Here is a 17,978-nt window from a genome sequence, read left to right as displayed (position 1 = left end):
GCGGTTGCACGGGAAGCCCGGCGAAAGCCGGGCTTTTTTTATTCTCCCGGATCCGCGGCGCAGCATTGCCGTCCGCCGCGCTTTGCCGTTGAGCGGCAAGCCGATCGCGCGCAAACTCGCACGGTTTTTTTCAGCCGTGCCGCGTCAGCGGATTTCCAGGAAGTCATTGATGCCTCCCCCTATCGAGGATGGGCTCCCGCTCATCCGCCAGAGCAATTTTGTCCTGTTCTGGTCGGCCCGTGTCCTGTCGACCAGCTGTTTCCAGATCGTCTCCGTCGTCATCGGCTGGCAGATCTACGCGCTGACCAGCAGCACCTTCGACCTCGGCCTGGTGGGTCTGTGCCAGTTCCTGCCGATGCTGCTGCTCACCCTTCCCGCCGGCCATATCGCCGACCGCTTCGACCGGCGCGTGGTGGTCCGCACCTGCCAGCTCGTCGAAGGGATGACGGCGGCGGGCCTGGCGCTCGCCTCCTGGTCCGGCGTCATCAGTCCCCATGTCATCTTCGCCGCCGCGGTGCTCGTCGGCGCCTGCCGCACCTTCGAGGCGCCGACCGTGGCCGCTCTCCTGCCGATGGTGGTGAGCCCGTCGATCCTTCCCAAGGCCCTGGCGCTCTCGGTCTCCGCCATCCAGACCGCCACCATCATCGGTCCGGCCTTCGGCGGCCTCCTCTACATCGCGGGACCGGGCCTGGCCTATATCGCCGTCGGCCTGCTCTACCTCGTCGCGGCGGCGCTGGTCTCCTCGCTGAGGATCCTAGTGCCGCCCGCTCCCCGCGAGACGCAGACGCTGCGTTCGGTGTTCTCGGGCTTCGGCTTCATCCGCAGCCGGCCGGTCATCCTCGGCGCCATCTCGCTGGACATGGTGGCGGTGCTGCTCGGCGGCGCCACGGCCCTGCTGCCGGTCTATGCGCGCGACATCCTCCACACCAATTCCCTCGGCCTCGGCGTCCTGCGCGCCTCGCCTGCCCTGGGCGCCCTGGCGACATCGCTGGTGCTGGCGCGCTGGCCGATGGAACGGCATGTCGGCCTGAAGATGTTCGGGGCGGTGGCGACCTTCGGCTTCGCCACCATGGTGTTCGGCGCCTCCTCCTGGTTTCCCCTCTCGATGCTCGCGCTGAGCGTGATGGGGGCGGCGGACGTGGTCAGCGTCGTCGTTCGCAGCACGCTGGTCCAGCTCGGCACGCCCGACGCGATGCGCGGGCGGGTCAGCGCGGTCAATTCCATGTTCGTCGGCACCTCGAACCAGCTCGGCGAGTTCGAATCCGGCATGACGGCGACCCTGTTCGGCACGGTTCCCGCGGTCGTCCTCGGCGGCGCGGGAACCGTGATCGTCGCGCTGGCCTGGTCGCGGCTGTTTCCGGCGCTGCGGCGTGCCGACGGCTTTCCGCGCAGGAGCGCCTGACGCGGCCGCCGTGTCGCGCCGGAACATCCATCTCGACAATTCCGCCGCGCCTGCCCATGGTGCGGCCATGCGCAGCCCCAGCTTCAGACGCGATTCGACCCCGGTTTCCGCTGAGGACGTTCCGGCCGATCTCGCCATCTCGGGCATCATCGACCGGGTGACCTATCACAAGCCGGAGACCGGCTTCGCCGTGCTCAAGGTCAAGGTGAAGGGGCGCAAGGATCTCGCCACCGTGCTCGGGCGCCTGGCTTCGGTGGCGCCCGGCGAGAAGCTGGAGGCCACCGGGCGCTGGAGCGTCGACCCGGAACGCGGCCTCCAGTTCAAGGCCGAGACCATCGCGACGCAGCCGCCGGCGTCGGCCTCCGGCATCGAGCGCTATCTCGCCTCGGGCTTCGTGCGCGGCATCGGCCAGGAGACGGCCAAGAAGCTGGTCGCCGCCTTCGGCAAGGATACGCTCAAGGTGCTCGACACCGAGCCGGAGCGCCTCGATACCGTTGAGGGCCTCACGCCGCAGCGCGTCCGCCTCATCCGCGAGGGCTGGACGGCGCAGCAGGGCTTCCGCGACGTGCTGCTCTTCCTCACCGAGCATGGCCTCGGACCGAACCGCGCGGCGAATGTGCAGAAGACGCTCGGCTCCGGGGCGATCGAGCTGATCAAGGCCGATCCCTATCGCCTGTCGCGCGAGATCAAGGGCTTCGACTTCCACACCGCCGACCAGTTCGCGCTCAGCCTCGGGCGCGATCGCGAGGATCCTTCGCGCCTCAGCGCGGGCCTGCTCTGGGCGCTGGGCGACGGCGCGTCGAACGGCCATTGCGGCCTGCCGCGCGAGGTCCTGTTCGAGCGGGCGGCGCGCATGCTCGACGTCGACGAATATCTGCTGAACGAGGCAGCCTCGGAGCTGCTCAAGGCCAAGGCCGTCATCGGCGACACCATCGAGGGCGTGCCGGCCTATTTCCTGCCCTCGCTGTGGCATGCCGAGGAGACGGTCGCGGCGCGGCTCAAGCAGATGGCGGGCGGCACGCCGCCCTGGCGGCAGGACGGACTGGCCGAGGCCGTGCTCACCGCCGAGGCCCGCACCGGCAAGCGCCTCGCGCCGGCCCAGGCGCTCGCGGTCGAAAGCGCGCTGGCCTCGCGCCTGCTCGTCATCACCGGCGGCCCGGGCGTCGGCAAGACCACCATCATCGACACCATCCTGCGCGCCCTCGACCGCAAGGAGGTGACGATCGCGCTCTGCGCCCCGACCGGACGGGCGGCCAAACGCATGGCCGAGAGCACCGGCCTGGAAGCCAAGACCATCCACCGCCTGCTCGAAATCGATCCGGTCTCGGCGACCTTCCGCCGCCAGAAATCCTATCCGCTCGACGCCGACCTCGTGATCGCCGACGAGGCGAGCATGATCGACATCGAATTGATGCGCGCGCTGCTGGACGCGCTGTCGCCGCGCGCCGCGCTGGTCCTCGTCGGCGACGCCGACCAGCTTCCCTCGGTGGGGCCCGGGCAGGTGCTGGCGGACGTCATCGCCTCCGGCGCCGTGCCCGTCGTGCGGCTGACGGAGGTCTTCCGCCAGGCCGAGTCGAGCCGCATCATCGCCGCCGCCCATGCCGTCAACCACGGCGAGGTGCCGGAAGGCGCCAGGAGCCCGGAGGAGGGCGACTTCTTCGTCGTCGACATGGCCTCGGCCGAGGACGGGGCCAACAAGATCGTCGACATCGTCACCCGGCGCCTGCCGCGCCGCTTCGAGCTCGATCCCGTGCGCGACATCCAGGTGCTGACGCCGATGAACAAGGGGCCGCTCGGCTCGCAGGCGCTGACCCAGGTTCTGCGCGAGATGCTCAATCCCGCGCGCGAAGGCGCGATCATCCGCGATTCCGGCACGTTCGCGCCGCGTGACAAGGTCATGCAGATCGACAACGACTACGACCGGGAAATCTTCAACGGCGACATCGGCTTCGTCACCCGCACCGATCCGAAGCTCGGCCAGCTCACCGTCTCCTTCGACGGGCGCGAGGTGCATTACACCGCCGCGCAGCTCGACAGCCTCGTGCCCGCCTATGCCACCACCATCCACAAGGCGCAGGGCTCCGAATACCCTGCCGTGGTGGTGGTGATCGCCAACGGCCATTATCCGATGCTCGCCCGCAACCTGCTCTACACCGCCATCACCCGCGGCAAGCGCCTCGTCGTGGTCGTCGCCGACCGGCGTGCCCTGCGCATGGCCGCCGAGGACGCGATGGGACGGCGGCGCTGGACGCGGCTGCGCGAGAAGCTGGCGGCCTCCTGACGCCGCCGGCATGAGGCTCGCACGTCTGCGGCATCGTGCGGGAAGGCACATCGGGCGCCCGCTGTTTCCCGCAGAACGCTTGCCGTCATATATGGGCGTTATAGAACTGGAACGTGTCGGTCTGGCCGGCGAGCTTCGGGGGGCGGAGATGCAGAGGAACTGGACGGTCGGAACCTGCCTGTTGTTGAGCCTGTCCGCGTTCGCCCTGCCGGCGATCGCCCAGACCAAGAGCCCGGCAGCGACGAAAACGCCGGCGGCGACGGCGCCGGCCGCCGACCCGGCCTTCGAGGCCGCCAAGGCTGCCGCCGCCGCAGAGGGCCCCGATGCCCTCAGCGCCGTCCAGATGGACCTGATCTGGACGGGCGATCTCAATTCCCTGCCGACCGGCGACCTCGGCAAGCGCAGCTATGAGGCGATCAAGGCCTTCCAGAAACGCATCAAGGCGAAGGACACCGGCATCCTGCTGCCGCCCGAGCGCGCGGTGCTCGCCCAGCATGCCGCGAAGTTCACCGATCGCTACGGCTTCACCGAGATCACCGATCGCGGCCTCACGGTGGGCTACCCCGCCAAGCTCGCATCGAAGCGGACGGAGGGCAAGAACGGCCCGAATTTCGCTTCGCCGAAGGGCGACGTCTCCATCGACGTCCTGAGCCTGCCGGCCGACAAGGAGGACTTCGAGGCGCTGTTCGCGCGCATGAAGACCGAGCGCCCCGGCCGCAAGGTGACCTATTCGCTGCTGCGGCCGGATTTCTTCGTCGTCACCGGCGTCAATGACGGCAAGAGCTTCTATCTGCGCTTCCTTCGCGCGGACGGCCTCTCCCGCGGCTTCGCGCTCGGCTGGGATCCGGCGCTGTCGCCCGCCTTCGACCGCGTCGCCATCGCCATGGCTGCGTCCCTCCGGCTCGCCGGCCCGGACGAGGCCGCCGAAACAGCCGCAAAGCCTGCGGCCAAGCCCGTCCAGAAGCCGGCTGCGCCGGCCGAGCCTGCCAAGCCGGCAGGGCCGCCGGTGCCGTTGCCCGCCGGCGCTCCCGCCGGACCGAGGACCGGCCTCGGCGTCCTGGTGTCGGACAAGGGCGACATCCTCACCTATGCCGGCGCGGTGGCCGGCTGCACGAGCGTGACCATGGCGGACGGCAGCCGCGCGGCGGTGATCGGCGGCGATCCCGCCAACGACATCGCCGTCGTCAGGCTCGCCAGGCCGGCCCGCCTCGCGCCGTTGTCCTGGCGGACGGCGCCTCTCGCCATGGGCGAGGCGGTGTCGGTGCTGTCGGGCGCCTCGCCGGTGGCCGCGACGGTGACGGCGCTCGCCGGCCCGGGCGCCGATACCCGGCGCGTCGGCCTCAGCGCCGGCGGCGGCGGGGCGCTGGCCGACAAGGATGGGGCGCTGGTCGGCCTCGCCGCGGCGGACGGCAGTCCCGTGGCCCTCAAGGCGCTGTTCGTCACCGCCTTCCTGCGCGCCAACGGCGCCGCTCCGCCCGCCAAGGGCGGCGACGCCGCCCGGGACATGATGTCGTTCCGCTGCGAGCCGGGGAAGTAAGGGAGCGCAGGCTTCCAGCCCATATGCGCCAACATAAGAGAAATACCCGCCTTCTCCCGAGCCGGGACACCGCATTTCCTTTGGAAATGCGAAGTCCCGCATGGGAGAAGAAAAATCGCGCTATTTTCGGCAAGGTTAGCGCCTATGGGCTTCCAGCCTGCTCTTGGAAACGCCGGAGCTTCCGGAAGAGGCAGGCTGGAAGCCTGCGGTCCCGGGGCTCACACTTCGAAGCACGCCACCCGTCGCCCGTGCTTCATCTCGAGCTCCGGGCGTTCGGCGCGACAATGGGGCTGCGCCAGCGGGCATCGCGGGTTGAACGCGCAGCCGGGCGGCGGGGCGAAGGGCGAGGGCAGCTCGCCCTGCAGCACGATGCGCTCGCGCACGCGGTCGGGATCGGCCTGCGGGGTCGCGGCCATCAGCGCGCGCGTATAGGGATGCTGCGGCGCGGAGAACAGCGCTTCTCGGCTGCCCATCTCGACGGCGCGGCCGAGATACATCACCATCACGTCGTCGGCGATATGGCGCACCACCGATAGGTCGTGGCTGATGAAGATGTAGGCGAGGCCGAATTCGGCCTGCAATTCGCCGAGGAGGTTGAGCACCTGGGCGCGGACGGAGACGTCGAGCGCCGAGACCGGCTCGTCGAGCACGAGGATCTTCGGGTGCAGCATCAAAGCGCGGGCGATGGCGATGCGCTGGCGCTGGCCGCCCGAGAACATGTGCGGATAGCGCTGCGCCTGCTCCGGCCGGAGGCCCACCCGCCGCATCATCGCCAAGGCCGCCTCGCGCCGCTCGGCCGCCCGCATGGCGGTGTTGACGAGCAGCGGCTCCTCGAGCGCTTTGCCGATGGTCTGGCGCGGATTGAGCGAGCCGAACGGGTTCTGGAACACGATCTGGATCTCGCGCCGGAGCGCCTTGCGCTGGGCGGCGCTCGCCAGCGTCACGTCGACCCCGCCGATCTTCAATTCGCCCGACGATGGCGTTTCGATCATGGTGATGAGCCGGGCGAGCGTCGACTTGCCGCAACCGGATTCGCCGACCACCGCCAGGGTCTTGCGGGCCTGCAGGGTGAAGCTCACCCCGGCGAGCGCCCGCACCACGGCGGTGGCCCCGAACATGCCGCGGCGAGCGTCGTAGAAGCGGGTGAGGTCGCGCGCCTCGACCAGCGCCGGGGAAGCCGCTGCGTTCATGATGCGGTGTCCAGCTCGGCCGGCGCCCCGTGGTCGAGCGGCCGGATGCACAGGGCATGGTTGAAGGCGGCGCCCGCCCGTCCGGGCGGGGCGGCCCGGCAGGCGTCGACGGCGAAGTCGCAGCGCGGGGAGAACAGGCAGCCGGCCGGCCGGTCATAGGGGCCCGGCACCACGCCGGGGATGGAGGCGAGCACGCGGGTGGTCGCCCGCTCGGGCAGGGCCGCGAGCAAAGCGGCGGTGTAGGGATGGCGGGGATTGTGGAAGAGCGCCGGAGTGTCGGCCATCTCCACCTGCTGGCCGGCATATTGCACGACGACGCGATGCGCCGTCTCGGCGACGACCCCCATGTCGTGGGTGATCAGCACCACGGCCATGCCGCGCTCCTTCTGCAGGCCGATCAGGAGGTCGAGGATCTGGGCCTGGATGGTCACGTCGAGGGCGGTGGTGGGCTCGTCGGCGATGAGGAGCTTGGGATTGCAGGCGATCGCCATGGCGATCATCACCCGCTGGCTCATGCCGCCGGACATCTGGTGCGGGAAGGCCGAAAGGCGCCGCGCCGGATCGGTGATGCCGACGGCGGCGAGGAGCTCGACCGCGCGGTCGCGGCTCTGCCGGCGCGAGAGCGGCATATGGGCGCGGATCGCCTCGATGAGCTGGAACCCGACGGTGAAGCACGGATTGAGCGAGCTCATCGGCTCCTGGAAGATCATCGCCATGTCCTTGCCGATGATCCCTCGCCGCTCGCGCGCCGTGATGCGGGCGAGGTCGCGCCCGTCGAAGGCGAGCCTGTCGGCGGTGACGCGCGCCGTCTTCGGTAAAAGGCCCATCAGCGCCAGCATCGCCACCGATTTGCCCGAACCGGATTCGCCGACGATCGAGACGATCTCGCCGGCATCCAGCGCCAGCGAGATGCCGTCGACGGCGCGGAACGAGCCGTGGCGGACCTGAAACTCGACGCTGAGATTGCTGATTTCGAGCAGGGCCATGGCTCAGCCTCGCTTCAGCTTGGGGTCGAGCGCGTCCCGCAGGCCGTCGCCGAACAGGTTGATGGCGACGACGGTGACGAGGATGGCGAGGCCCGGCATGGTGGCGATCCACGGCGCGCTCTGCAATTGCTGGCGCGCATCGGCCAGCATGGCGCCCCATTCCGGCGAGGGCGGCTGGGCGCCCATGCCGAGGAAGCCGAGCGCCGCCGCCTCCAGGATGGCGTCGGACACGCCGAGCGTCGCCTGCACGATCAGGGGGGCGAGGCAGTTGGGCAGCACGGTGACGAACATCAGGCGCAGCGTGCCGACGCCGACCACCCGCGCCGCCGTGACATAGTCCTTCGACAATTCGGCGAGGGCCGTCGCCCGGACGATGCGCACATAGCGCGGCAGGAAGACGACGGTCACCGCCACGATGGTGTTGGTGAGGCTCGGCTGCAGGATGGCGACGATCACCATGGCGAGCACCAGGTCGGGGATCGACATGATCAGGTCCATCGTCCGCATCAGCACGATGTCGACGATGCCGCCGCGGAAGGCGGCGACCAGGCCGAGCACCACGCCGAGCAGCACCGAGACCAGCATCACGGACAGGCCGATGCCGAGCGAGTAGCGCGCGCCGTAGAGGATGCGCGAGAGCATGTCGCGCCCGTTCGAGGCGTCGGTGCCGAGCGGAAAGCGCCAGTCGCCGCCGGCGATCCAGGCGGGCGGCAGCAATTCGTGGCCGTCATTGCCGGCGATCGGGCTGTGTGGGGCCAGGAAATCGGCGAAGACGGCGGTAAGGACGATGAGGACGAGCACGACGAGGCCGCCGACGGCGCCGCGGTTCTGCTTCAGCCCGTCCCAGGTCTCCGCCAGCAAAGTGGGGGGCGCCGCCGAGGGGGCAGGGCCGGCCTCGGCGGCCGTTCCAGTGTCAGCGGCCATGGCTGATCCTCGGGTTGATGATGCCGTAGAGCAGGTCGACCGACAGGTTCACCAGCGTGACGAGGATGGAGATGATCAGAACGCCGCCCTGCAGGGCGGGATAGTCGCGCCGGTTGAAGGAATCGATCAGCCATTTGCCGATGCCGGGCCATGAGAACACCGTCTCGGTCTGCACCGCGCCGGCGATCAGCGTGCCGACCATCAGCCCGATGGCGGTGACCACCGGGATGAGGGCGTTGCGCAGGGCGTGCAGGCCGACGACGCGCAGCGGCGAAAGCCCCTTGGCCCGCGCCGTGCGCACATAATCCTCGCCCAGCACTTCGAGCATCGCCGACCGGGTGATGCGCATGATCACCGCGAGCGGAATGGTGCCGAGCACGATCGAGGGCAGGATGAGATGGGAGAGCGCCGACAGGAAGGCGCCGTCCTGGTCGGACCAGAAGCTGTCCCACAGCATGAAGCCGGTGGTCTGGTCGGGATCGAAATAATAGGCGACGTTGTCGATGCGTCCGTCCACCGGCGTGAGGTCGAGCTTCAGCGACACCAGCAGCACCAGGAGGATGCCCCACCAGAAGATCGGCATGGAATTGCCGATCACGGCGAGCGCCGTCACCGTGTAGTCGACGAAGGTGCCGCGCGACAGGGCGGCGACGATGCCGAGGGGGACGCCGAGGCCGACGGCCAGGACCAGCGACACCGCCGACAATTCGATGGTCGCCGGGAAGCGGGCGAAGAACTCGCTCAGCACGGATTGCTGGCTGACGACCGAAATCCCGAAGTCTCCATGCAGGATCTGCCAGAGATAATGCAGGAATTGCTGCCAGACGGGCAGGTCGAGCCCGAGCTGGTGGCGGAACTCGGCGAGCCGTTCCGGCGAGATGCCGTGCTCGCCGACGCGCACCTCGACCGGGTCGCCGGGAACGAGGCGGAGCGCGAAGAAGGTCAGGGCCACCAGGGCGATGAAGGTCGGGACGGTCTGGGCGATGCGCTTGAGCGCATAGGTCAGCATGGGCGCTCGCGAAGCTTGCAACGGGGCAGGCGAAACGGGAGAGCGGCGGGCTCGAGAGCCGCGCCGCCCCCGGCGAGGCTGCTTACTTCAGCTCGACCTGGTGGAACTCGAAGCGCCCGAGCGGCGAGACCTTGAAGCCGACGAGATTCTTGCGCATCGGCACATAGACGACCGAATGGGCGATGTTCAGATAGGGAACCTCGTCATGGGTGATCTGCTGCATCTCCCGGTAGAGCTTGGCGCGCTCGTCCTTGTCGAAGGTCTGCTGGGCCTTGAGGAAGCGGTCGTTATAGTCCTTGTTGCACCAGCGGGCGTAGTTCTGTCCGCCGTCGCGCGCCGTGGCGCAGTCGAACAGGAAGAAGAAATTGTCGGGGTCGCCATTGTCGCCGGTCCAGCCCATCTGCGAGATGGTGGCTTCGCCATTCTGCAGGCGTTTGCGGTAGTCGCCCCATTCATAGGTGACGAGATGGGCGTTGACGCCGATCTTGGCGAGATCGGCCTGCATCAGCTCGCCCATGCGCTTGCCGTTGGGGTTGTAGGGACGGTAGACCGGCTGGTACCACAGGTCGACGTCGAGCGGCGTCTTCACGCCCGCGGAGGCGAGCAGCTGCTTGGCCTTCTCCGGATCGTAGGGATATTCCGGGATCTTGTCGTTGTAGCCCAGCATGAAGGGCGGGATCAGCGTCGTCGCCGAGGCGCCGGTGCCCTCATAGACGTCCTCGATGATGTTCTTCTTGTCGATCGCCATCACCAGGGCCTGCCGCACCTCCTTCTTGTCGAAGGGCGGCTTCTTCATGTTGAAGGACAGATAGGCGTCGTTGAGGCCCTGCTGCGACATCACATTGAGGTCGGGATTGGCCTGCATTCCCTTCAGGTCGGCCGGCAGCGGGCCGACCATGATCTGGCATTCGTTCTTCTGCAGCTTGGCGTAGCGGGCCTCGGCATCCGGCGTGATCGCGAAGACGAGCGTGTCGATCTTCGGGCGTCCGCCCCAGAACTGGTCGAAGGCCTTGTAGCGCAGCACCGCGTCCTTCTGGTAGGCCACGAACTGGAACGGACCGGTGCCGACGGGCTCCTGGTCGATCTTCTCGGGCGTGCCGGCCTTCAGCAGATAATCGGCATATTCGGCCGATTCGATCGATGCGAAGTCCATGGCGAAGTTGGGGATGATCGTCGCGTTCGGCTCGTTCAGCGTGACCTTGACCGTGTAGTCGTCGACCTTCTCGATCGATTTCAACAGCTTGGGCATGTCCATGTCGTTGAAATAGTCGTAAGCGCCGCCCGACACCTTGTGGTAGGGATTGTCGTCCTTCCATTGCCGGTTGAACGAGAACAGCACGTCGTCGGCGTTGAAGTCGCGCGTCGGCTTGAAGCCCTTCAAGGAATGGAATTTCACGCCCTTGCGCAGATGGAAGACGATCTCGAGACCGTCCTTCGAGACCTCGTATTTCTCGGCGAGACCGGGAACGACGTCGGTGGTGCCGGGGGTGAATTCGACCAGCTGGTCATAGGCCGGCCGGTCTGCGTCGAGCGTGGTGTTGGTGGTGTTGAGCGCGGGCTGGAAGTTCTCGGGACTGCCTTCCGAGCAGAAGACCAGCGTCTTGGCGCTGAGGCCGGTGGAACCCAGAAGCGCGGCGAAGCCTGCGGCGAGAAGGCCCGTTTTGAAAAGTTTCGACATGTGGTCCCCGTTGGTGATGCCGCGCCGTATGCTCCGCATCGAGGCGGAAGCCGGCGCAGGACGAGCGTGGTGCGCCCTGTTCCGACCATGGAAGCCTTTTTGAGCGATGTCGGCAACGGCTATTTGCAGTTTTCGCGCCGGGAGCCGCCGGCATCCGGCCGCCGCAGCGGCGCAGTGCAACCCCAGGCTGCAGGGGTGCCCAGGCGACCAACCGGAAGCCCCGCGGCTCGCAAGCGGGGCTCCGCCGAAGGCGCGCCCAGGCGCCGGATCATGCGCGGCCTCAGGCCGGCTTCACGAACAAATCGAGCTTCTTGAAATGCTCGGCGAGCAGGTAGCAGACCGTCACGCGCGATTTGGTGTGATCCGCCTTGAGCTTCTCGATGACGGACTGGATGGCGGCATCGAGCTTCTTGTCGTCATCCGTCAGGGCAAGCTTCTTCTTGAGGAAGCCGTCCCGGAGACGGGCGAGTTCGGCGGGGTCCTTGCCCGCCACGAGAGAAGAATCCCTGTTGCGCAGTGCAATGCCGAGATGCCGGACGATGCCGGCGACCGCGGCCTCGTTTGTATTGGACGTATATTTCTTGATGTCGGCGATATAGGTTGCCAGATCGGTCATCGACGTTCTTGCCTCCCGATAAAAGCGGTTTTGATTGCACGACAAGAAACTGTGCACTGAAGATTAGCGCACGATTCAAGACCGCGCGCCACTTAAAATATGCTTTCGTTAGGGAAACGGCAGCGCCTATGACCGCTTGGCGGCGATCGCGTCCCAGATCGGCACCGCCAGATTGGGGCCGCCCAGGCGCTGGATCGCCCTGAGCCCGGTCGGCGAGGTCACGTTGATCTCGGTGAGATGGCCGTCGATGACGTCGATGCCGGTGAAGAGCAGGCCTTTCTCGCGCAGGGACGGGCCGATGCGCTCGCAGATCTCCTGCTCGCGCGGGCTGAGGTCGGTCGGCTTGGCGGCGCCCCCGCGCACCATGTTGGAGCGGATGTCGCCGGGTTGCGGCACGCGGTTCACCGCTCCTGCGGCGACGCCGTCGATCAGGATGATGCGCTTGTCGCCCTCCACCACGCGCGGCAGGAAGCGCTGCGTCACCCAGGGATCGCGCGACATCGTCGAGAACAGGTCGAAGAGGGAGCCGAAATTCGGATCCTCCCGCGCCACCTTGAACACCGCGGCGCCGCCATTGCCGTAGAGCGGCTTCATCACCACGTCGCCGTGCTCGGCCCTGAAGTCCTCGATCTCGGCCTTGTCGCGGGTGATCAGCGTCGCCGGCATCAGGTCGGGAAATTCGGTGACGAAGATCTTTTCGGGCGCGTTGCGGACATGGAAGGGATCGTTCACCACCAGCGTCTTGGGATGGACGCGGTCGAGCAGATGCGTCGTCGACACATAGCCCATGTCGAAGGGCGGGTCCTGGCGCAGCAGGATGACGTCGAAGCTGGTCAGGTCGGTCCGGACGGTGGCGCCGGACTTGACATGGTCGCCCTCGACATCCTGCACGGTGACCGGCTTCGTCAGCGCGGAGACCACGCCGTCGCGCTGAGAGAGCGTGTCGGGCGTGTAGACGGACAGCGGGTAGCCGCGGGCCTGCGCCTCCAGCATGAGGGCGAAGGTCGAATCGCCCCTGATGTTGATGCGCTCGATCGGGTCCATCTGCACGGCGACATTCAGTTTCATCGAGCGGTTCCTTGCTTTCGTCACGGGAAGGCTGGCCCGTAGATAGCCGCCCGGGCCGCCGTGCAACAGACGTCCGTCAGGCGCGGGACCGAAAAAAGAAGGTTTGCCGGAAAGACGTTCCTACTTCGCCTTGGAGGGGTCGCCGACATAGCCCTCGATCAGCGTCTGCCCGCTCGCCGCATCGTGCAGGGCGAACAGGAACGGCTTGTCCGCGACGAAGGCGAGCGGGGGCGGGCCGGCGATGCTGCGCGTGGTGGTGATCGCGGTCGCGGCTGCGGCCTCGGTGCCCTTCTCGTCGACGGCGATGACGACCTTCTGGACGATCCTGTCGATGGCCTGCGGGCGGGACGAGAAGCCCGAAAGCGCCGTCGGCGACAGCCGGGCCGGCTTCAGGCCCCTGTCGTCGAGCCCGGCCAGGAGATCCCCGCCGGCCCTGATGGTGAAGCGCGGCAGCGCCACCGTCACATATTTGTCGGCGAAGCCCTCGCCCGACAGCCAGCCGGCCACGGGCGCGAAATCGGCGAGCCGCGCCGGACCGTCGGTGGTGGTGATCAGGATGAGCGAATAGTCCTTGGTCCTGTAGGGCAGCGCGACGGCGAGGAAGCGGCCCTCCCGGCGCACGGGCAGGGCTTCTTCCCGACCTTGCATCATGGCGACCTTGACGGGCCGGCCGCCGGCCGGATGAAAGTCCGTCCGCGTGGTGCGGGAAGGATCGAAGGCCGTCTGCCAGTCGTCCTTGAAATGCAGGGCGTCGAGGACGACGAGGCCGCCTTTGGTCAGCGGCGCATCGAGGATGCCGGGAATGAGGCCCCCGGTGCGGTCCTTGACCAGGGCATTGATCGCCGCGACCGTGGCCGGATCGGAAAGGTCCTTCACCTCGGCCTGGGCGCCGGCCTTGCGCAGGAGCTCGATCGCCGCCGGCAGCGGTTCGGATTTCGGATCGAAATAGACGGCGCCGACGCCGGAGAGCGGTCCTGAGCCGCCGCCCGCCAGCAGGGGGGCGAGCGTTCCCCGCAGGGCGGCGAGGCCGTCGGAGGGGGCGTCGTCGAGCCGCAGCACCGTGCGCAGCGCCTGGCGGAAGGGGGCGTCGGCGCCGATGTCGAGCAGCGAAAGCGCCGCCGCGAGGCTCGCCGGCGAGACGGCCGGATTGGGCGGCGCCTTGGCCTTGGCCGGCTGGCCGAGGAGGTCGAAGCCCAGCCTCGCCGAAGCCTCCGACCAGCGCGCGGCCGGCCCGGCGGGCGCGCCCTGCTGCGCGAAGGCGCATCCCGTTACGGCCATCAGGGCCGCCGCCACTCCCATCGCCAATGACCGCCTGCGCATGCCCTTGCCTCCCCCGCTGGACGCCCGCACGTCCGGATCCGTCCCGTGATAGCCATCATGCCATGCCTGCGCTGTATCATGGAGCACCTTCTGCACGGGGCGGGGTGAGGTGAGGCGGGGCCTGCTGCGATCGGCCGAGCCGCTTCGGCGCTGCGCGAGCAGGGCGGAAGGGGCGTCGCAATCGCGCCAAACTTGCGCTTCCCCGCCGGGAGTCGTCCCGCTATAAGGCTGCGTCCATCCGGTCCGAGGGCCTTTCCATGCGCAGCGCCGCCGTCGAGCGCACCACCAACGAAACCTCGGTCTCCGTGTCCGTCGATCTCGACGGCACCGGGCGGCACGATATCGAGACCGGCGTCGGCTTCTTCGACCACATGCTGGCGCAGCTTGCGCGCCATTCGCTCATCGACATCACCGTGCGCGCCAAGGGCGATCTCCATATCGACGACCACCACACGGTGGAGGATGTCGGCATCGCCCTCGGCCAGGCGCTCCGCAAGGCCCTCGGCGACCTCAAGGGGGTGATGCGCTATGCCGATGCCATGCTGCCGATGGACGAGACGCTGTCGCGCGCCGCCGTCGACATTTCCGGCCGGCCCTTCCTGGTGTTCCGCGTCGAGTTCCCACGCGAGAAGATCGGCACCTTCGACACCGAACTGGTGCGCGAATGGTTCCAGGCCTTCGCGATGAATGCCGGCATCACCCTGCATGTCGAGACGTTCTACGGCGCCAATGCCCACCATATCGCCGAGAGCTGCTTCAAGGCGCTGGCGCGGGCGCTGCGTGCCGCCATCGCCATCGATCCGCGCATGGCCGGCGAACTGCCGACCACCAAGGGCAAGCTCGGAGCATAACATGGCGAGCTGGACGGTCTTCGAACCCCGGGCCACGGCGCCGGGCACCCTGGCGGCAGCCGACGGCTCCGTCTTCGTCAAGGACGGCTTCAGCCTCCCCGCCTTCCTCTTCGCCCCGCTCTGGCTCCTGTGGCAGCGCATGTGGCTGGCCTTTTTGTTCTGGCTGGCGGCCGAGGTCGTGCTGCGCGCCGTCGCCTTCGCCCTGCATATGGGCGACATGTGGGCTGCCGGCCTGTCGCTGCTGTTCGCCTGGCTCTTCGCACTCGAGGCCGGCGCGCTGCGCTGCTGGACGCTGCGGCGCAAGGGATGGCGCCTGGCCGGCATCGCCTGCGGGCATGACCTGACCGAGGCCGAGAGCCGCCATTTCGAGGGACGTATGCCGCCGCCGTCCGCGCCGCCGGCGCCTCCCGCCGCGTCCTCGCCCGCCGGCCCGACGCGCCCCGATGCCGGCCATGGTGCCGTGCTCGGCCTGTTTCCGGAGCCATGGGGGGCACGGACGTGATCGCCGCCATCATCGACTATGGTTCGGGCAATCTGCATTCCGCCGTGAAGGCTTTCGAGCGGGCCGCCGCGGATAGCGGGCTGGCGACGCAGATCCGCCTCACCGCCGACCCCGACCTCGTCGCCGGGGCCGACCACATCGTCCTGCCGGGCGTCGGCGCCTATGCCGACTGCAAGCGCGGGCTGGCGGCAGTCGACGGCATGATCGAGGCGCTCGGCGAGGCGGTGACGGTCCGCGGGCGGCCGTTCCTCGGCATCTGCGTCGGCATGCAGCTGATGTCGGAACGCGGCCTCGAATTCGAGACCACCGAGGGGCTCGGCTGGATCGGCGGCGACGTCACGGCGATCCGGCCCGCCGATCCCGCCTTCAAGGTACCGCATATGGGCTGGAACACCCTGCGCGTCTTGCGCAACCACCCGGTGCTCGAGGGCATTCCGACCGGCCCGGACGGGCTGCACGCCTATTTCGTCCACTCCTACCATCTGGCCGCCTCCGATCCCGGCAGCGTGATCGCCGAGGCCGATTATGGCGGCCCGATCACGGCGATGGTCGGGCGCGCCAACATGGTGGGCACCCAGTTCCATCCCGAGAAGAGCCAGGCGCTCGGCCTCGCCTTGATCGGCAATTTCCTCCGGTGGCGCCCTTGATCCTTTTTCCCGCAATCGACCTGAAGGAGGGGCGCTGCGTGCGCCTCGTCCAGGGCGACATGGCGCAGGCCACCGTCTTCAACGACGATCCCGCCGCCCAGGCCGCCACCTTCGAGGGGCTCGGCTTCACCTATCTGCATGTCGTCGATCTCGACGGCGCCTTCGCTGGCAAGCCGATGAACGGCGCGGCGGTGGAGCGCATCCTCGCCAGCGTCACCATGGACGTGCAGCTGGGCGGCGGCATCCGCGACATGGGCACGGTCGCCGCCTGGCTCGACCGCGGCATCGCCCGCGTCATCATCGGCACGGCGGCCGTGCGCGATCCCGCCTTCGTCAAGGCCGCGGCAAAGGCGTTTCCCGGCCGCATCGCGGTGGGGCTCGACGCCCGCGACGGGCTGGTGGCGGTGGAAGGCTGGGCCGAGGTCTCCACCGTGACGGCCGAGGACATCGCCCGGCGTTTCGAGGATGCCGGCGTGGCGGCGATCATCTACACCAACATCGCGCGCGACGGCATGCTGCAGGGCATCGACTGGGACGGCACGCTCGCTCTGGCCAAGGCGGTGCGCATTCCGGTGATCGCCTCCGGAGGGCTCGCTTCGATGGCCGATATCAGGCGGCTGGTCGAGCCCGACGCCGCCATCCTGGAAGGCGCGATCGCCGGGCGGGCGCTCTATGACCGCCGGATCGACCCGCAGGAGGCCCTGGCGCTGCTGCGGCAGGCGGCATGATGCGGCGCGCCCGGATAGATGACGTGATTTTCAGGCTCGATTCTGTCATGGTCGCCCGATCTTCGGCAGGACGGCCCGCCACGCCGCCCGTCCGCTAACCCCCGGCCGGTAGCCATGCTCAAAGCGCGTATCATCCCGTGTCTCGACGTCAAGGACGGCCGTGTCGTCAAGGGCGTCAATTTCGTCGACCTGCGCGACGCCGGCGATCCCGTCGAAAGCGCCCGCGCCTATGACGCGGCGGGCGCCGACGAATTGTGCTTCCTCGATATCGCCGCCACGCATGAGGGGCGCGGCATCCTGCTCGACGTCGTCCGGCGCACCGCCGAGGCCTGCTTCATGCCCCTGACCGTGGGCGGGGGCGTGCGGGCGATCGACGACATCCGCCAGCTGCTGCTGGCGGGCGCCGACAAGGTCTCGATCAATTCGGCCGCCGTCGCCGACCGGCACTTCGTCGCCCGGGCCGCCGAGAAATTCGGCCAGCAATGCATCGTCGTGGCCATCGACGCCAAGAAGGTCTCCGCGCCGGGCGAGGCCGGCCGCTGGGAGATCTTTACCCATGGCGGGCGGCGGGAAACCGGCATCGATGCGGTCGCCTTCGCCCGCGAGGTCGTCGATCTCGGCGCTGGCGAACTGCTGCTCACCTCGATGGACCGCGACGGCACCAAGGCCGGCTTCGACCTGGGGCTGACGCGGACGGTGGCGGACGCCGTCGGCGTGCCGGTGATCGCCTCCGGCGGCGTCGGCACGCTCGACCATCTCGTCGAGGGCGTGCGCGACGGCCATGCCAGCGCGGTGCTGGCCGCCTCGATCTTCCATTTCGGCACGTTCTCGATCGGACAGGCCAAGGCCCATATGGCGGCGGCGGGCCTGCCGATGCGCATGGACGGCATGCACAGGGGCGGTCTCGCGGCATGACATTTTCCCTCGCCGACCTCGAGGCCCGGGTGGCCGAACGCGCCGAGGCGCCGCCCGAACAGTCATGGACAGCCAGGCTGCTGGCGGGCGGCCCGCCGCGCGCCGCCAAGAAGTTCGGCGAGGAAGCGGTCGAACTCGTCATCGCCCTCGCCGAGGGCGAAAGGCCGCCGATCGTCGCCGAGGCGGCCGACGTCCTCTATCATCTCCTGGTCGCCCTGCGCTCGCGCGGCGTCGGCCTGGATGACGTGATGCTGGAGCTCGAACGGCGAACGGCCCAGTCCGGCCTCGCCGAAAAAGCCAGCCGGAACCATGGATAGGGAGCGG

Annotated in this window: 17 protein-coding genes; 9 read left to right on the top strand and 8 right to left on the bottom strand. The window is 68.6% G+C overall.

What is annotated here, in order from left to right:
- The first annotated feature begins 169 nt into the window (after window positions 1-169).
- The 3 genes from J3R73_RS27135 to J3R73_RS27125 all read left to right on the top strand — a co-directional run bounded on the left by J3R73_RS27135 (window position 170) and on the right by J3R73_RS27125 (window position 5,220).
- Window positions 170-1,402, top strand: coding sequence for an MFS transporter (locus J3R73_RS27135; RefSeq protein WP_307434662.1), 1,233 nt, complete (start codon window positions 170-172; stop codon window positions 1,400-1,402).
- A gap of 10 nt (window positions 1,403-1,412) precedes the next feature.
- Window positions 1,413-3,683 (top strand): SF1B family DNA helicase RecD2, encoded by a 2,271-nt coding sequence (gene recD2 / locus J3R73_RS27130; RefSeq protein WP_307434659.1) that lies wholly within the window; start codon window positions 1,413-1,415, stop codon window positions 3,681-3,683.
- Between the two features lie 181 nt (window positions 3,684-3,864).
- On the top strand, window positions 3,865-5,220 hold the full coding sequence (locus J3R73_RS27125) for a serine protease family protein (protein WP_307434656.1): 1,356 nt from the start codon (window positions 3,865-3,867) through the stop codon (window positions 5,218-5,220).
- Window positions 5,221-5,438: 218 nt separating this feature from the next.
- Here J3R73_RS27125 and J3R73_RS27120 read toward each other — a convergent pair whose 3' ends face one another.
- The 8 genes from J3R73_RS27120 to J3R73_RS27085 form a co-directional block, all read right to left on the bottom strand.
- Window positions 5,439-6,410 (bottom strand): dipeptide ABC transporter ATP-binding protein, encoded by a 972-nt coding sequence (locus J3R73_RS27120; RefSeq protein WP_307434653.1) that lies wholly within the window; start codon window positions 6,408-6,410, stop codon window positions 5,439-5,441.
- Complete coding sequence (locus J3R73_RS27115; protein ID WP_307434650.1) at window positions 6,407-7,396, bottom strand: ABC transporter ATP-binding protein; 990 nt, start codon at window positions 7,394-7,396, stop codon at window positions 6,407-6,409. Before J3R73_RS27115 ends, J3R73_RS27120 begins: the two co-directional genes overlap by 4 nt.
- A 3-nt stretch (window positions 7,397-7,399) precedes the next feature.
- Entirely contained in the window at window positions 7,400-8,320 is a 921-nt protein-coding gene (locus J3R73_RS27110) for an ABC transporter permease subunit (protein WP_307434646.1), read from the bottom strand.
- Complete coding sequence (locus J3R73_RS27105) at window positions 8,310-9,329, bottom strand: ABC transporter permease subunit (RefSeq protein WP_307434643.1); 1,020 nt, start codon at window positions 9,327-9,329, stop codon at window positions 8,310-8,312. Before J3R73_RS27105 ends, J3R73_RS27110 begins: the two co-directional genes overlap by 11 nt.
- A gap of 82 nt (window positions 9,330-9,411) precedes the next feature.
- Window positions 9,412-11,007, bottom strand: coding sequence for an ABC transporter substrate-binding protein (locus J3R73_RS27100; protein WP_307434638.1), 1,596 nt, complete (start codon window positions 11,005-11,007; stop codon window positions 9,412-9,414).
- 280 nt (window positions 11,008-11,287) lie between these two features.
- Complete coding sequence (locus tag J3R73_RS27095; protein WP_307434635.1) at window positions 11,288-11,623, bottom strand: DUF2853 family protein; 336 nt, start codon at window positions 11,621-11,623, stop codon at window positions 11,288-11,290.
- Window positions 11,624-11,749: 126 nt separating this feature from the next.
- A complete protein-coding gene (gene gshB, locus J3R73_RS27090; RefSeq protein WP_307434632.1) occupies window positions 11,750-12,691 on the bottom strand; it encodes a glutathione synthase in 942 nt (313 codons plus the stop codon).
- Window positions 12,692-12,811: 120 nt separating this feature from the next.
- On the bottom strand, window positions 12,812-14,011 hold the full coding sequence (locus J3R73_RS27085; protein WP_307434629.1) for a serpin family protein: 1,200 nt from the start codon (window positions 14,009-14,011) through the stop codon (window positions 12,812-12,814).
- Window positions 14,012-14,268: 257 nt separating this feature from the next.
- On the opposite strand from J3R73_RS27085, the gene hisB reads away from it, so the two are divergent.
- The 6 genes from hisB to J3R73_RS27055 all read left to right on the top strand — a co-directional run bounded on the left by hisB (window position 14,269) and on the right by J3R73_RS27055 (window position 17,971).
- The gene (gene hisB, locus J3R73_RS27080) at window positions 14,269-14,862 is read left to right on the top strand and encodes an imidazoleglycerol-phosphate dehydratase HisB (RefSeq protein WP_307434625.1); all 594 of its coding nucleotides are present in this window, start codon (window positions 14,269-14,271) and stop codon (window positions 14,860-14,862) included.
- A gap of 1 nt (window position 14,863) precedes the next feature.
- On the top strand, window positions 14,864-15,364 hold the full coding sequence (locus tag J3R73_RS27075) for a DUF2628 domain-containing protein (RefSeq protein WP_307434622.1): 501 nt from the start codon (window positions 14,864-14,866) through the stop codon (window positions 15,362-15,364).
- Complete coding sequence (gene hisH / locus J3R73_RS27070) at window positions 15,346-16,011, top strand: imidazole glycerol phosphate synthase subunit HisH (RefSeq protein ID WP_307434619.1); 666 nt, start codon at window positions 15,346-15,348, stop codon at window positions 16,009-16,011. The genes J3R73_RS27075 and hisH overlap by 19 nt, the downstream gene beginning before the upstream one ends.
- Window positions 15,999-16,739, top strand: coding sequence for a 1-(5-phosphoribosyl)-5-[(5-phosphoribosylamino)methylideneamino]imidazole-4-carboxamide isomerase (hisA, locus tag J3R73_RS27065; protein WP_307434616.1), 741 nt, complete (start codon window positions 15,999-16,001; stop codon window positions 16,737-16,739). The genes hisH and hisA overlap by 13 nt, the downstream gene beginning before the upstream one ends.
- 114 nt (window positions 16,740-16,853) lie before the next feature.
- Entirely contained in the window at window positions 16,854-17,654 is an 801-nt protein-coding gene (hisF, locus tag J3R73_RS27060; protein WP_307434612.1) for an imidazole glycerol phosphate synthase subunit HisF, read from the top strand.
- Window positions 17,651-17,971 carry a phosphoribosyl-ATP diphosphatase gene (locus J3R73_RS27055; protein WP_307434609.1) on the top strand — a complete coding sequence of 107 codons (321 nt, stop codon included), beginning with the start codon at window positions 17,651-17,653 and terminating at the stop codon, window positions 17,969-17,971. Before hisF ends, J3R73_RS27055 begins: the two co-directional genes overlap by 4 nt.
- Window positions 17,972-17,978 lie beyond the last annotated feature (7 nt).

It is taken from the genome of Labrys monachus (genome assembly GCF_030814655.1).
GTDB lineage: Bacteria > Pseudomonadota > Alphaproteobacteria > Rhizobiales > Labraceae > Labrys > Labrys monacha.
Note: the sequence above shows the minus strand (reverse complement) of the source record. Positions and strands in the feature narration are given on the sequence as shown.

Excerpts from the sequence above, each read along its gene's own strand:
- J3R73_RS27135 (WP_307434662.1), top strand. The coding sequence starts at position 170 with ATGCCTCCCCCTATCGAGGATGGGCTCCCGCTCATCCGCCAGAGCAAT.
- J3R73_RS27120 (WP_307434653.1), bottom strand. The coding sequence starts at position 6,410 with ATGAACGCAGCGGCTTCCCCGGCGCTGGTCGAGGCGCGCGACCTCACC.
- J3R73_RS27115 (WP_307434650.1), bottom strand. The coding sequence starts at position 7,396 with ATGGCCCTGCTCGAAATCAGCAATCTCAGCGTCGAGTTTCAGGTCCGC.
- J3R73_RS27110 (WP_307434646.1), bottom strand. The coding sequence starts at position 8,320 with ATGGCCGCTGACACTGGAACGGCCGCCGAGGCCGGCCCTGCCCCCTCG.
- J3R73_RS27105 (WP_307434643.1), bottom strand. The coding sequence starts at position 9,329 with ATGCTGACCTATGCGCTCAAGCGCATCGCCCAGACCGTCCCGACCTTC.
- J3R73_RS27100 (WP_307434638.1), bottom strand. The coding sequence starts at position 11,007 with ATGTCGAAACTTTTCAAAACGGGCCTTCTCGCCGCAGGCTTCGCCGCG.
- J3R73_RS27095 (WP_307434635.1), bottom strand. The coding sequence starts at position 11,623 with ATGACCGATCTGGCAACCTATATCGCCGACATCAAGAAATATACGTCC.
- gshB (WP_307434632.1), bottom strand. The coding sequence starts at position 12,691 with ATGAAACTGAATGTCGCCGTGCAGATGGACCCGATCGAGCGCATCAAC.
- J3R73_RS27085 (WP_307434629.1), bottom strand. The coding sequence starts at position 14,011 with ATGCGCAGGCGGTCATTGGCGATGGGAGTGGCGGCGGCCCTGATGGCC.
- hisB (WP_307434625.1), top strand. The coding sequence starts at position 14,269 with ATGCGCAGCGCCGCCGTCGAGCGCACCACCAACGAAACCTCGGTCTCC.
- J3R73_RS27075 (WP_307434622.1), top strand. The coding sequence starts at position 14,864 with ATGGCGAGCTGGACGGTCTTCGAACCCCGGGCCACGGCGCCGGGCACC.
- hisH (WP_307434619.1), top strand. The coding sequence starts at position 15,346 with ATGGGGGGCACGGACGTGATCGCCGCCATCATCGACTATGGTTCGGGC.
- hisF (WP_307434612.1), top strand. The coding sequence starts at position 16,854 with ATGCTCAAAGCGCGTATCATCCCGTGTCTCGACGTCAAGGACGGCCGT.
- J3R73_RS27055 (WP_307434609.1), top strand. The coding sequence starts at position 17,651 with ATGACATTTTCCCTCGCCGACCTCGAGGCCCGGGTGGCCGAACGCGCC.